Raw genomic sequence first — 15156 nt, forward strand, 5'->3', positions numbered from 1 at the left:
GCACAAGGGCGCGAATACATCAAAGAGGCCGAGGTAGCACCTCATCAAGAGCCCGGATATAAGCACGCAATCACACTAATAATGCTAAAAGTGGCTTGTACAATTGGAGGAGTCCATATAAGGCGGTACACCCGCCGAGAAATTGTGCTTTCTGGGTGTGATTGCTGGGCGTAGAAACCTGTCAGGAGGACAGGTTGGCTTTACTCATAGCTGCGATATATGGACAAGTATTTTGAGCGTGATATGTGAATTAAACAGAATTCATAGCCATTAACCCAATCCTGCTAATTTATAGTAGAATAGCCAACTTAGTGATGAGGTACTGCTGCTGTATTAAAAGCGTTTAGTACCCTATGTTGTATCCTACACTTATCTCTTGCTCCGTACGAACGACGTTATGGTAGGTGTGAGTTTGGTAAGGTGTTCAACATATGAGCTTTTAAAGTTAATTAATACAGGTGGTTATAATGGCAATACAGTGGTTCCCAGGGCATATGAATAAAGCGCGCAATGAGATCAAAGAGATCATGCCGCAGATGGATGTCATTATTGAAGTGCTGGATGCTCGTATTCCATATAGTAGCGAAAACCCGATGGTAGGGCAGTTACGCGGAGACAAGCCTGTTATCAAAATCATGAACAAAGCGGACCTTGCCGATCCTGAACTGACCAAGCAGTGGATGGAGTATTTTGAACGTGAGAGCGGCGTAAAAGCACTGGCGTTTGGTCATGATAAGGCGAATGAAGTACAGCGTATTAATGCGCTTTGCAAAAAGCTTGCACCTCATAAAGTGGGTCAAGATAAGCAGCTAAAAGCTATGATCATGGGTATTCCAAATGTGGGTAAATCGACACTTATCAATACACTTGCTGGCAGAATTGTTGCAAAAACAGGTAATGAACCAGCGGTAACTAAAGCGCAACAGCGTATTAAGCTTGAAGACGGCATTATGCTTTACGATACGCCGGGTATGTTGTGGCCAAAGGTTGAGAACGAAAACTCGGGCTATCGTTTGGCGGCAACGGGTGCTATTCGCGATACTGCTATCAATTATGAAGAAGTGGCGAGCTACACCGCTGAATATCTGCTAGGTGCATATCCAGAGCTTTTAAAAGCACGTTACAAGCTCGACGAATTACCGGATTGTGACTGGACATTTATCGAAATGGCTGGCCGCAAGCGCGGTTGTGTAAAGGGTGGCAATCAGGTCGATACGCATAAGATGTCGGAGATTTTAATCAACGAACTGCGCGATGCTGTTATCGGGCAGATCACGATGGAAACGCCGGAAATGCGAGAGTCGGAAGAAGAAATGGTTGCTGAGTTACGAGCACAAGCTGAGGCTAAAAAGGCCGCGCGTGAAGACGAAAAACGTCAGCGCCGCGCAAGAGCGCGTAAGAATCGCCGCTAAGCGGCGAATTTGGTTTGATTCCGACCTTGTTTGGCACGATAGAGCGCGGCATCGGCGCGCTTTATAAATCCATCTTCCGATTCATCAATATGGTATTGTGCAACGCCAATACTGACTGTCACTTTGACCTCACATTCCGCCTGCTCTAGTGCAACATGGATCTTCTCAGCAATCGCAATTCCTTGCTCTAATGTCGCTTTGGGTAGCAATACCATAAATTCTTCGCCTCCCCAGCGGCACAGCAAACCGTTGTTTTCTATCTGCCGTTTACATACGTTCGAGAAGCATTGCAACACTCTGTCGCCTACCACATGGCCATGTTGATCGTTCACTTGTTTGAAGTGGTCAATGTCCATCATCAACATTACTACAGGGGTTGATTGGGTACGCGCTTTAGCTAAATGATGCTGAAGCTGTGGCTCGAAGGCTTGACGATTAAAGGTATCGGTGAGTTTGTCGTACTTCGCCATTTTTTCTAAGCGTTTTTGATAATGATTAAACGTCAGCTGCGCTACGGCCAATATTAATAAGGTGACGAGGCTCCCTACCCATAAATTGGTTGTGAGGATGTCGCTTATTCCACTTGATTTATCTATTGTTTGCTCAACAATTAGATACCAGCCTATAGAGTCCAAATAGCGCGAATGAACAAACTCGGCATGGTCGTCGGTTTCCAACTGAAATTGATATTCGGATTGATTGAGCAGCGCCGTTGCTTGGGTTGGAAAACGATCATGAATACTGGTGCCAGATAGGGTCTGATCGTTAAAAAATAATAGCCTGCCTTTGTGGTCAATAAAGTACAGTTTGCGTGCGTAGCTGGCTTCGTATTGTTCGATTAAATTGTGTAAATCAGCCAATAAGATACCAACCCCAACAACGCCAATTACATCGTTGTTTTGCCTTATTTTATGATTGACGTAAACAATGGCTTCGTTGTTATCTCTTGGGTCTATATCAACATTGAGCGCATAGTCAGCATCGCTATGCAGGCTTTCTCGGTACCAATCGTTTTGTTTGGCACGGATGTCTAACTGTTGGGTGCTACCATCAAAGTGGTAATAAGTGAGGCTCTTGTCGTCCACTAAAAAGCTCGTTTTTGCGTGATGTAATACTCGAGTATCTTCTAAGTAGGTGAAAATAAGCGCAGGGTCTTGCTGTGAAGACGTTAGCCAACGTTTAATAAAGACGTTATTTGCCATTTGCTGAGAAACAATGATTGGAGCTTGGAGCCGTTTTTGTATATCTAAATCAATCAGATGGCTGGTGAGTGGCAGAGCATCATCGCTCACCCCTTTATACAACGATTGTTTAGCATGCTCGATACTTATCCAGCTGGTGAAAATAAACCCTACCAGCAGCAGCAGGCTTAACAACATGTTATAACGGTAGCGTCGAGCGTTCATATTATTGTTATTTTTGGAAAAATAGAATGATACGGATTCTAGAAAAAGAAAACGATTACACGACATTACAGCTGAACAAACGCTGATAGAAAATGTAGGCATAAAAAAAGCCCTGAGCAGGGCTTTTTGATTCATATCTACCGTCACCGATATGAGCAATGTAGCAAGTAAAAAGTGGTTGCCAGTGATACACATCAAGGGGCGTTGTAGCACATCACCGACAACACGATTCAGGGCCGAATCAGCAAGAGTATGTCCTCTTGTTGATATTGATTATCAATTAGATTTACCGTCAGGTCAATACCTTTTTGAAAATAATTCTCATTAATATTTATGCAGCTGTTTTTCGGTAAGCGTTGAAAATAGATATAAATTTTAGGCATAAAAAAAGCCCTGAGCAGGGCTTTTTACGTTCATATCTACCGTCACCGATATGAGCAATGTAGCAAGTAAATTGTGAGAATAAACTTAGTCAGGTTTAGGGGCGACTGAATTAAGCTCATTCAAGCCATTAACGTTGGCCAGCCGTGTTTCAGGGTCGAGAAACAAACTAGAGTACTAATGCCAATCTCAATGTAGCGAGTACATCAGGTAGACAGGGCTTTACAACTATCAACCTTACTAACTGAATTGGCTAAACAACACGTTGCCGTCTTGTTGATAGTGATTATCAGTTAGATCTAACAATGAGTCAATACTTTTTTGAAAATAATTCTCATTAATATTAGTGTGGCTGTTTTTCTAGGAAATACCGAAGTAAAAATAAATTTTGGACATAAAAAAAGCCCTGAGCAGGGCTTTTTGATTTCATATCTACCGTCACCGATATGAGCAATGTAGCAAGTAAAAAGTGGAGTTAGCGTCTAAATACGAGGAGCAATGCAAGTGCCTACTAACGTCCTTGGTAGTTGTGGATACCAGCCTTGTTTCGGGTCAAGAAACTATTGTGATAACAAGTTGAGCCGTCACTCTCGTCTTGTTGATAGTGATTATCAATTAGATTTGAAGAGCTGTCAACGCTCTTTTTGAAAATAATTCTTATTTAGATCTAAGTGGTTGGAATTACGCCAAATTTAAATTTATTGAGTGTATTGTTTTATTAATGTGATGGTTTTTGGTGTGTAGTATGTCTTATTTCTGCTTATTCTAGGGGGCAAAGTATTATTCTATATTGAGCTTTGTAGGTTCACCGCTTCTAGAGCTTCAGAGAAAAGCTAGGTTAATTCACCATCCACATCTTAGATATTTTGATTAACGCAGCAGTCATACTTTCGCTTTACTCGTTATTTATTTCCACACTACTTTGTATTTTGTGCATATTGCTCATGATTTTTATGCACAAAACGCGTTTTACTCAACTTAATCAACTTATTTCCGCAATCTATGGTTAATTGAGGGTTAACAATAAGCTCGTACTTGATAGCAGGTTGTAGTCGCTAGTCACAATACGTTTAAGACAAATGAGTACAGAGCAATGAGAACAACAATAATGAAGCCAGTTGCAGCAATGTCATTAATTGCGGTAACTGCTTGCCCCGTTTTGGCACAACAAGATGAAGCACTAGCCAGCAAGGTTGCAAAGCTAGAAGCGCAATTAAAGGAATTACAGTCCAATAAATCACTGAACCTTGAGTTTGGTGGGCGTGTACAACTCGATTTTAACCATTTTAGTGGTGCATACAGCGCCGATAATAAGGGTGATGCCGCGAGCGATTTCTTTCCGCGCCGGATCCGCACCTATGTCGAGAGTGAGCAGGGCGACTGGGAGCACAAGTTGCTACTCGATTTTGCTGAAGGCGATGCCGAGATAGTCACTGTAAGAGTGCGCTATACCGGCTGGAACAACGGCCCGCGCTTTCAGTTTGGTAAATTAAGAGAAGATATCACCCTGAATGCGCTCACCAGCAGCAAACACATCAATACCATAGAGCGCAGTTCCATCGCTGATACGTTTTCTCCTTACTTTCGATGGGGCGCATCAGCTTATCAATATTTTAAAGATTCCGGTTTTCGCTATGCGTTAGGGGTATATAAAAACGACGCCTTTGGTGCATCTGGGCGTGACCAAGATGACCGTCTGGCACTTGCCTATTCGGGGCGTTTGACTTGGTCGCAACACACTCCCGGTAAAACCCTGCATTTAGGTGGTTGGGGTTCGTACCGTGATATGGGCGGCGCTACGCTGGGTAATCGCCTTGCTCGCGGTGAAGTACGCGAAGCCAAAGTGCGCCTCGTGGATTATGCTGCAGGCGGTGATGTAGTTGCTCTTGATAGCATGTCACAAGCCGGGTTAGAGCTCGCTTATCAACATAACGCCTTTATGCTTGAGGCCGAATATGCTACACGCAACTTAGATACCCTCGACCCTACTTCTGCTTTAGATGGGGGAGATATTTCGGGTTATCACTTGTCCTTGAGCTATTTCCTGACCGGTGAACACAAACAATATTCTGCAGGCTCTGCGGTATTTAAGCAACCTAAAGGGGTAAAAAATGCGTGGGAATTGGTTGCACGTATTTCCAGTATGGATGCTGAAAACGCCAACCAAGGTACGCAAGTCGATGCCTACACACTGGGCGGCACCTATTACCATTCCAGCAGCTTAAAGTTCATGGCTAACCTTGTCTATGCGAATGTTTCAGGAGCTGGAAGTTCCGCGTTGGTTGGTGACGAAGATTCAGGGTTTGGTTTTGCTGCACGCTTGCAGTATCTATTTTAACGGGAGCAGGTTATGAAGTTTGCATTAAAGCACCTCAAGTTAGCAATGGCTGGCGTGGCAATGATGTCTACTCAGGTATTAGCGGATACCCACTTTTTAATTCCCGGCGGTCCAGGTGGTGGTTGGGATACTACGGCTCGAGCTGTGGGCGAGGCGTTGGTGAAATCAGGGCTTGAGTCCAATGCGTCGTTTCAGAATATGTCAGGCGGCGGTGGCGGCCGTGCTATTGCTTACTTAATTGAATCGGGCAATAAAAAAGGCGATATGTTGATGGTTAATTCAACGCCAATCGTGCTGCGCGCATTGTCGGGTAAGATCCCCTACAGTTATCGTGATTTAACGCCCATTGCCAGCGTAATTGCCGATTATGGTGCATTCGTGGTGCGTGATGATTCGCCTTTTAAGAGCTGGAAGGAGGTGATTGCTCGTCTAGAAGTAAATCCAGGTTCAGTGACAGTCGCGGGTGGTTCTGCTCGCGGCAGTATGGATCATCTCGTTGCAGCACAAGCAGTAAAAGCGGCAGGTGTTGACGGTCGCAAGCTGCGTTACATTCCTTACGATGCCGGTGGCAAAGCCAAGGCCGGTTTATTGTCTGGCGAGGTGAAGATGCTCTCGACCGGATTAAGTGAAGCGCTCGACATGGCAAAAAGTGGTCAGGCGCGCATTCTTGCTGTTACTGCGCCAGAGCCTATCGCGGACTATCCAGAGATCCCAACCCTGAAGTCTCTAGGCTATAACATGGAATTTGTTAACTGGCGTGGTTTTTTTGCGGCTCCGGATCTCCCCCAAGCAAAACTCGACGAATATACCGTGAGATTACAAAAGCTGGTGCAAAGCAAAGAGTGGGAAGCGGTGCGTGCACGCAACGGTTGGTTGAATCTATTTAAGCCACAGCACGAGTTTATTGAGGCGCTAGAGGCACAAGAAGCGCAGCTGAAAGTGGTGATGGAAGAATTGGGTTTCGTTAGACGCTGATTAAATTAAATAGGTGGCTGCAGTGAGGTTACTGCACCACCTAAAAGTGGGTAATTCACTATGTTAAACCGAGAGTTGTTAGGCCCAGTGCTGTTTTTAATTCTGTTTTCACTCTATGCGGTATCTGCTTGGCAAATCCCGATTATGCCTTTTGAAGAGTATGAGGCGGTAAACTCAGCAACTTTGCCTAAGGTATACGCGCTGATTGGCATTGTTGTTTGTCTTTTGTCGATCGCCGCAACATTGTTTAAAGGCGTCTCTGCGCCTGATACACGTGAAGGAGCGGAGACTATCTCCAAGGCAACCATAGCCCAATGTGCAGCACTGATTGTATTGATGCTTATCTACAGCAGTGTGCTTGAAGAACTCGGCTTTATTGTTTCGACCATTTTGTTTTTAGGCTGTGGCTTTTTAATTATGGGTGAGCGACGTAAGCAAATTTTGTTATTGGCTTCAGTGCCTGTGGTTATCGTGTTTTGGGCCATTATGACGCAGCTACTTGGGATCTATCTGGTTCCTGGTGATTTTTGGAGTTAAGCCATGTTAGACGGTATTTTAGTTGGCCTGTCCACGGCCTTTATGTGGCAAAACTTACTGTACGTAATTGTTGGTTGCTTTGTCGGTACTTTTATCGGCATGTTGCCCGGCTTAGGGCCAATCACGGCGATTGCGTTGATGATCCCTATCACTTACAACATCGGTGCCGACTCCGGTATGATCTTAATGGCGGGCGTATATTACGGCGCTATTTTTGGTGGTTCGACTTCCTCTATTTTGATTAACGCTCCCGGTGTAGCTGGTACTGTGGCATCGTCATTTGACGGTTATCCAATGGCAAAACAAGGACATGCGGGTAAGGCTTTGGCTATTGCCGCTTATGCTTCATTTACTGGCGGAACGATTGGTGCGTTGATGCTTATGATAGCCGCACCACTGCTTGCAAAAGTGAGCTTAAGTTTTCAGTCTCCAGACTATGTGATGTTGATGTTTTTGGGTCTGACCGCGATTGCTGCTTTTTCTGCAAAAGGGCAATTTTTAAAAGCCATGATGATGACCGTATTTGGCTTGATGCTGTCGACGGTGGGAATAGACCCTTCATCTGGAACTGAGCGTTTTACCTTTGGTCAGGCAGACTTGCTAGACGGCGTAAGCTTTTTGTTGGTCGCAATGGCAACCTTTGCATTGTCTGAGGCGCTGATCAACGTGATCCGTCCTGAAAAAGCTAATCAAGGTTCGAATGATGATGACACCCCCGTTATTGGCTCAACAAAATTATCTGGCGCTGAAGTGAAAGAAATGGCGCCAGTTGTGGGGCGCTCTTCGATTTTAGGATTTATCATTGGTGTATTGCCGGGGGCTGGCGCAACGATTGCGAGTTTTATGGCTTATGCGACAGAGCGAAATTTGGCACCCAAAGCCATTCGTGAGCGTTTTGGGCGTGGTGAAATCCGTGGCTTAGCGGCACCTGAGTCGGCAAACAATGCCGCTTGTACTGGGTCGTTTGTACCCTTGTTAACGCTTGGGATCCCAGGGTCTGGCACCACTGCGATTATGTTAGGGGCGCTGATTGCCTATGGTATTCAGCCGGGTCCTACGTTAATGCAGGATAATCCTACGGTGTTTTGGTCGGTAATTGTGAGCATGTATTTTGGCAACATTGTGCTGCTGATTTTAAATTTGCCACTGATCCCTTATTTCGCAAAGGCTTTGACCCTGCCGCGTTCAGTTCTCACGGTGATGATTTTATTCTTTAGCTTGATTGGTGTTTATCTGGTGTCATTTAATACTTTCGATTTGTTTATGATGGTGGGTTTTGCCTTGGTGGCGGTGGTGCTGAGATTATTGAGTTTCCCGATGGCACCTTTGCTCCTTGGATTTATTCTCGGCGATATGATCGAACGTAATTACCGCCGCGCCATGATGATTTCGGATGGCTCTATTAGCTTTATCTGGGAGCGGCCGTTAACTTTAGGCATATTTGCGCTTGCCATGTTAGTGTTGTTGATCCCATTAAAAGAGTACTTCCAGCAACGAAAAGTTGCGCAGTAACCCTAGTAAACCCGCAGTGAGGAAATACGTGTGTCGCAATCACAAAAATTAGCACGCAGACCAAAACGCTTAGAAACGCGACTGATCACTTGGGTTGTGGGCTTGTGTGTGATCCAAGCATGCTTATTTACCGCGCTGGTGTATCAGGTTATTACGCAAAGCTTACACCAGGAAGTGGGAGAAAAAGCCTTGGCTTTGGCTAAGGCGGTGGCGGTTCGTGAAGATGTTATGGCGGCACTCATAACAGATAGGGATAGCTCACAGATCCAACGCCTCAATACTAATGTTGAGCTGCTGCGCCAGGCAACTGGCGCAGATTTTATCGTCATTGGTGACACCGAAACGCGACGTATTGCCCACCCAGATGAGCAAAAAATTGGTCGCACTATGGTCGGAGGGGATAGTCAAGCGGCGCTGTCCGGAGAGAGTTATATCTCAACGGCACAGGGAAGTTTAGGTGAATCTATTCGCGGCAAAGTGCCGGTGTACTCTCCCGCTGGTGAGGTGATTGGTTTAGTCTCGGTAGGCTTTTTAGTGCAATCCGTCGAGTCGTTGGTGTTGCAGCGCAGCATTGCCGTTTTTGTCGGAGCTGCAGCGGTGTTACTGCTCAGTGTCATTGCCGCGATTTGGATTGGTCGACGTGTCCGCCAAGCCATTTTTGGCCTGCAACCAGATGAAATCGGGCGCTTATTTGCAGAGCAAGAGGCCATACTGAATACCGTACGGACGGGGATTATCGCGCTTGATCCGGATGGCAGCGTGCGTCGTTTGAATCAACGTGCGTGCGAAATTCTCGAAAAGCCTCGCGGCTTGAGTAAGCAAGGTTTGCACCTGAGCGATCTGTTGCCAGAGCATAGCGACTTCTTGTTGCATAATCCCAATCGCCCTTTAGTTGGTTTTGAGCTATTTGTTGCAGACAAGCGTTTGGTGTTATCGCGATTTGCGCTACAAGTGCAAGGTCAACACGAAGGGATTTTACTGAGTATGCGGCCCTCCGATGAACTAGAGTATGTGTCTAAGCAGCTCACTAAAGTACAGGCTTTTGCAGAGCTATTGAGGGTGCAAACGCATGACTATTCAAACAAGTTAAATACCATTGGCGCGCTTATCCAAATGGCGCAATATGACAAAGCGATTGAGCTGATAGGTCAAGAAAGCCAAGGCTCACAAGCGCAAATTGAAAACCTTCTCACCTATATACAAGAGCCCGTTATCGCGGGCTTATTACTCGGTAAATACCATAAAGCGCGAGAGCACAATGTGGCACTCGAGGTGAGTTCCGACAGTGCGCTGTGCGCTATCCATCAAAAAGAGATGTTGGAACGAATAGTTTCAATATTAGGTAATCTTATTGATAATGCCATTGAAGCGGCAAGAACGACGGCACAGTTGCGGCCTGCCAAAGTGGTCGTAACAGTGGATGAAACGGTTCAGGATATTATCTTTGATGTTGAAGATAGCGGCACTGGACTGATTGGTAACGTCGAAGAGGCGTTTACGCCGCAGTTTAGTACTAAGTCCGGCGACCAACATGGTGTTGGCTTATATCTCGTAAAAACAAATCTTGATTCCTGCCACGGAACCTTAGAGGTTGGGGAGTCTGAATTACTTGGTGCAAGGATCACGGTCTTTATTCCCAAGCAAGTAAAAGAGCAATAACAATGACTTATTCTGTGGTGATCATCGAAGATGAAGTAGCTGTGGCACAATTATTAGCGCAATACCTAGTGACACCGGCAACACCAAGTAGCGCGAGGCAAGGGCAATATCGGGTGGTGGCCAGTAGCGACAATGTTTCTACCGCGACGGTACTGTTGAGTGCGATACAAGCTGACTTAATTTTATTGGATATTTATCTACCTGATGGCAACGGCCTTGAGTTTTTAAAGATGCTACGCGAGCAAGGCTGTAAAAGCGAAGTGATGCTGATCACCGCAGCAAAAGAAGTAGCGACGCTAGAAAAGGCGATCCGTTTGGGAGTCTGCGACTTTCTAGTTAAACCGCTGATCTTGGAACGACTCGACCTCGCACTCGCTCGCTTTGAGGCGCGTCAGCAGTGTTTGGATGGTGCCAATGAAGTGACGCAATCTATGGTAGACACTTTATTTGGTAGTGAACAGGCGAGCGTACCAAGTACGGCTAGACTACCCAAAGGCGTAGACCCACTTACTTTGGAAAAAATTCGTACGGCATTTCAAAGCCAGCCCAAGCAGGTGTTCACTGCAACCCAAATGGGAGAATTGGTGGGTGTGAGCCGCTCAACCGCTCGGCGCTATTTAGAGTTTTTGGTTAGTATAGAAGAAGTAAAAGCCGACCAAAGCTACGGTAGTATTGGTCGGCCAGAGAGAAGCTATCATTTAAATTAAGGGTGTGCCTGTAGTGACTGCCATGGGATCACCGGCGCATCATTGCTGCTAGGACGAGTAAATTCGCTGAGATAAGGTGTAGGTCCTGTGAAGAAACCGGTATTACGTAAGTAAAAGCGGCTTTGCTCCTCACCACCTTGATAATCCAAACGCGACCCTTTTCTGGCGGTGGCGTCATAAGTGAATTTAGCCTGATTCAACTCAACCCAGTTACCTTGGGTGTCACGCAAAAACTGGCGGTTATAAAATGCCTTACGCTCAAACTGTCCAGCTTCGGGTAAAAAGTTTTCCAAAAAGCTATGCGGTCTTGCAACATAGGTGTTGGTTTCAGGGCGGCTAAAGGCTGCGATCAGCTTCCATTGACCGGTTTCCGGCGCATAAAAGTAGCCACGATATTCTGTATGGCCTTCATAAGTCGTACTAGGCTCGATATTGACCAAAAAGCGATATGTCGTATCCGGTTGCCAGTTATAACGTAAATAGCTTTGCCCACCAGAACCTTCATTGCCAAATTCACCGACGTAAACGCCTTCGCCTTTGGCGAGTAATTTGATTTTAAGATTGTCAGGAATTGTGCTCGGATCATCGGTTTGGTACGGGCTCCAAACCGAAAATAGCACGCGACGCTCGGTGGGTGAGTTTACCTGAATACCAAAGTAACCTTCGCCAAAACCATTCGCCATAAAATACGAACCTTGTGGATCATAGCCAGATGGCACCGTTACTTCGTTGTAAAACCAGTTATAGTCCTTTTTGTCAGGTACGGTATAGGAAAGGTGTACTGAAGGGCCGCGACGACCCCAGTAAAAGTCTTCTTTGACATAGTTAGGCGCGGGGGCCATGGCCTCACCATCGAGACTGAGCCCGGTAATGGCAGGGAAGGTACTGTTTCGCCCATTGGCTAAGGTGTCACCGGCTATTTGGACGGTTTGATAGCCAACTTGCGTCACGATAAAGTCACCGACTTTAACCTTATTCGGACTTTGTCTATCGAGGTTAAGCGCCACTTGTTTATTGTTATGCGTTACCAGTAATGTACTTGGTGCACTTGGTTTCTCAAGGTGTAAATAGAGGGTATAGGTGCCAACGTTATTGGCATAAAAATAGTGATTAAACCTGAGTTGCTTATCTTGCCATGGGGCAATTCCGGCTTGAGTTATATATTGCCTGCTGGCGTCAATATCATTATTGACCCAGGCGTTACCGTAACTGCTGATATAAGCCTCTTGTGCTGAGGCAAATACTGAGGCGCACAGCAGTATCGGTGTGATTATTGTATTCTTCATCTTAAGTTCCTTGAATGGGGCGCGTTGCCCCATGTTGATTAGAAAGAAGTGTTAATGCCTAAACTGATACTGCGGCCGTAACGGCTCAAGTGGCTCACTTGCTCTTGGGTTTTAATGTATGACCATTGACGCTCATTGGTGAGGTTAGTCACGTTTAGGTCAATTCGTGTCTTTTCAGTAAGATTATAGCTGGCACTGAAATCAAACTGACCATAATCCGCTGCCCATTCCGGGCCGCCCCATGCATCTGGATACTTCAGGTAATCATCTCGCCAGTTGTAAGCGATACGCGCTTGGTAGTCATCCTTTTCATAATAGATAACCGCATTGTAAGAATGCTCAGACATACCAGCGAACGGTAGCTCGTCTTTTTCGGGGTCGTCGTATTTACTATCCGTAAATGTGTAGTTGATTTGCATACCTAGACCATCAAATGGTGCCGGTAGCAATTCCTCAAATGACTGTTGGTAAGCAATTTCGAAACCTTTGATCTCTGCTCCCGCTTCTGAACGTGGAGATACTTGAGTAAATTCCGGACCGTCAACTTCAACGCCGTCTTTTATGAATTTACCCACTTTTATCGTGCCAACACGTCCCTGAGCGATAACAGATTTAATGTCTTTGTAATAGGTTGCAAAGGTGAGCGCACCATAATCAGAGAAGTACCACTCTAGTCCCAAATCAAGTTGGTTTGCTCTAAGTGGCTTGATCCCAGGGTTGGCAAGATTAAGTTCAAACTTACTGAAATTAATTGAGCTATATGGGGTTAGAAAGTCGATGCTAGGTCTGGTGATAACTTTAGCCGCACTGGTTCTAAATAACAGTGAGTCTGTTATTTCTAACTTAAAGTTCATGCTAGGCAGTACATCAGTATAGTCATCTTCTACGTAAGAATCGGAGTAATAATCGGCAATATCCCCTTCTATGCGATAGATAATGTCGCCATCTTCGTCTTCTTCTACGTTGTATACCAGACTTGGGTAATCAAAAACGTAGCCATCAGAGGAGATCTCGGTTTTGATTGCTCTTACGCCTAGGTTTAGGTTGTAAGGCATTTCCGACAGCTCACCGACTAGATTGGTCTCTAAATAAAGTGCAAACGTTGACTCAGAAAGTTCGTAGGAATCTTTAGGGCTCTTGGAGGCTCTAATTTTTTCATCTGCGGCTTGGGCATTGATGGATTGATAAAAAGCATAGAGTTTGTCGTAGTCAAAGCTTGCCCACGGCGCAGGGTGCATGCCTGGCTCACCCTCTAAGAAATTATCAAAGTTGGCGGGTACAAGTACATCAGCGGGGAGTCTAAATAAGTTAAGGCCACCGAGCTTTTCTACGCTTGAGTTATCAAAGCTATCGTAATCTGAGTTTTTAAAATAAGCCCCACCATTACTGAACATCGATGGGTTATTTGACTTGCTCACATCTCTGGCTTTAGATTGCTTACCGTAATGAAAGCCAAACTTGATGTCTTTGACAAATTCCCATTCTGGAATAAATGTCCCTTCGAGCCTTAGCTCTTCAACATCACTTATCACTTCCGTGCCATAGTTGTAGCTGTAGTGAGCACCAAAGGGTTGATCGGCATTAAGTGCTGGCGACATAGTCACATCTGGCAGGAGGTTGTCGCCGGTTTGATCTATGGTGATGGTATCAACAAAGCCACGCGCCACGATGTAGCGGTTGTCGCCATCATTGATCCGCTCGGCACGGGACTTAGACACATCAAATTCAAGCGTTAGATTACTGGTGGCATACCACTTGAAGTTAAGACCGGCCTGCCAAGTGTCGGTATTGCGAGGCTCAGAGACGTTCAGTAGCTCAGCCATTGCACCATCGACTAACTCAATGTAGTTGACGTTGCCATCTTCATTAAATTTTAACTCACCTACTGCAGGGATCCCGGGCGTCCAAGGTTCATCATAGGTGACGAATGAGATTTGATATTTTTCACCGTCGGTTTTGTAACTTGAGTATAAGCTATCAAAGGTGACATCAATATCATTCGTTGGGCGCCATTGTAAGGCGAGGCTTGCACCAATGCGCTCACGTTCGTCTTGCCAGTTCGAGTAGCGTACATATCCTGGGATCATTGATGGGTGTACTTTCTCGCCCTCGTCTAGCTCACCATTTCGGTTACTATCAACAGGGACTCGCACGTCGGTATTTTCTTCAGGATCGTAAAACCCTTGTCCCTCGTAGGAGTCTTCGCGTTGTGTTCGCTCTGAATAAACGGCGGTGAATAGGGCGCCAAAGGTATTGTCAAAAAAGGTATCACTAATTAGGAAGGAGGCTTGAGGGTTGGTATCGCCGGTACGTTCTTCGTAAATGGCTTTGGCACTTCCGGCGAGGGTAAAGCCATCCATATCTAACGGTCGGCGGGTTTTTATATTGATGACTGAACCAATCCCCCCCTCTTGCGTTTGTGCTTGCGGTGACTTGTACACTTCTAATGCTTGAACCATCTCAGGCGCAATTAAATCGAAGTTAAAGTCACGGCTAGTGTGTTCAGATGCCATTCTACGACCATTGATGGTGGTAACGTTAAAGTCCCCGCCAAGACCCCGCACAGTGACGTTTTGTCCTTCACCGGCGTTACGGGTAATGGCGATACCCGTCATTCGTTGTAGCGCTTCAGCAAGGTTTTGATCTGGGAACTTACCAATGTCTTCGGCAACGATGGCATCCATTACGCCGACGGCGTTTTTCTTGAGAAAGAGTGACTCTTTGATACTCGAACGTACGCCACGTACTTCAATTTTCTCGACTTGTTGCTTGGCTTTATCTTGCTCGTCGGATCCGCTGTTCTGTTCTGTTTCCTGTGCGTGCGCGTATTGGGACAGGGCACAGCTCACGGCCAATCCCACAGCACACAGTTTTAGAGTGTGTTTCATCTTGTTGTCCTGTTGAGTGTTGTTATTATTGCGCCCGCTTTACGGGCGCTTATTC

10 protein-coding genes are annotated in these 15156 nt (G+C 45.8%); 7 read left to right on the plus strand and 3 right to left on the minus strand.

The window, feature by feature from the left end; all coding sequences use genetic code 11:
- Positions 1–467 precede the first annotated feature (467 nt).
- Positions 468–1412: a ribosome biogenesis GTPase YlqF gene (gene ylqF, locus NH462_RS20960; protein ID WP_039493363.1), complete on the plus strand. Its 945-nt coding sequence runs from the start codon at positions 468–470 to the stop codon at positions 1410–1412.
- Here the strand turns inward: ylqF and NH462_RS20965 are convergent.
- Positions 1409–2818, minus strand: a complete 1410-nt coding sequence (locus tag NH462_RS20965) for a sensor domain-containing diguanylate cyclase (RefSeq protein ID WP_253107663.1) — start codon at positions 2816–2818, stop codon at positions 1409–1411. The two genes, ylqF and NH462_RS20965, sit on opposite strands and share 4 nt — an antisense overlap.
- Before the next feature lie 1489 nt (positions 2819–4307).
- Here NH462_RS20965 and NH462_RS20970 point away from each other — a divergent pair.
- Genes NH462_RS20970 through NH462_RS20995 form a run of 6 tightly spaced genes read left to right on the plus strand, consistent with a single transcriptional unit; the run spans position 4308 to position 10927 of the window.
- Entirely contained in the window at positions 4308–5537 is a 1230-nt protein-coding gene (locus NH462_RS20970) for a porin (protein WP_253107689.1), read from the plus strand.
- 12 nt (positions 5538–5549) lie between these two features.
- A complete protein-coding gene (locus tag NH462_RS20975; protein ID WP_253107664.1) occupies positions 5550–6512 on the plus strand; it encodes a tripartite tricarboxylate transporter substrate-binding protein in 963 nt (320 codons plus the stop codon).
- A 60-nt stretch (positions 6513–6572) separates the two neighbouring features.
- Positions 6573–7049, plus strand: coding sequence for a tripartite tricarboxylate transporter TctB family protein (locus NH462_RS20980; RefSeq protein ID WP_253107665.1), 477 nt, complete (start codon positions 6573–6575; stop codon positions 7047–7049).
- A gap of 3 nt (positions 7050–7052) precedes the next feature.
- Positions 7053–8561, plus strand: a complete 1509-nt coding sequence (locus tag NH462_RS20985; RefSeq protein ID WP_010606897.1) for a tripartite tricarboxylate transporter permease — start codon at positions 7053–7055, stop codon at positions 8559–8561.
- A 30-nt stretch (positions 8562–8591) separates the two neighbouring features.
- On the plus strand, positions 8592–10220 hold the full coding sequence (locus tag NH462_RS20990) for a sensor histidine kinase (protein ID WP_253107666.1): 1629 nt from the start codon (positions 8592–8594) through the stop codon (positions 10218–10220).
- Between the two features lie 2 nt (positions 10221–10222).
- Complete coding sequence (locus NH462_RS20995) at positions 10223–10927, plus strand: response regulator (RefSeq protein ID WP_017218317.1); 705 nt, start codon at positions 10223–10225, stop codon at positions 10925–10927.
- Here the strand turns inward: NH462_RS20995 and NH462_RS21000 are convergent.
- Both NH462_RS21000 and NH462_RS21005 read right to left on the minus strand, forming a co-directional pair.
- A complete protein-coding gene (locus NH462_RS21000; RefSeq protein WP_253107667.1) occupies positions 10924–12213 on the minus strand; it encodes a DUF3472 domain-containing protein in 1290 nt (429 codons plus the stop codon). The two genes, NH462_RS20995 and NH462_RS21000, sit on opposite strands and share 4 nt — an antisense overlap.
- A 38-nt stretch (positions 12214–12251) precedes the next feature.
- Positions 12252–15101 carry a TonB-dependent receptor gene (locus tag NH462_RS21005; protein WP_253107668.1) on the minus strand — a complete coding sequence of 950 codons (2850 nt, stop codon included), beginning with the start codon at positions 15099–15101 and terminating at the stop codon, positions 12252–12254.
- Positions 15102–15156: the final 55 nt, after the last annotated feature.

The sequence above is a fragment of the Pseudoalteromonas sp. OANN1 genome, assembly GCF_024124685.1.
In the GTDB taxonomy this organism is placed as follows: domain Bacteria; phylum Pseudomonadota; class Gammaproteobacteria; order Enterobacterales; family Alteromonadaceae; genus Pseudoalteromonas; species Pseudoalteromonas piscicida.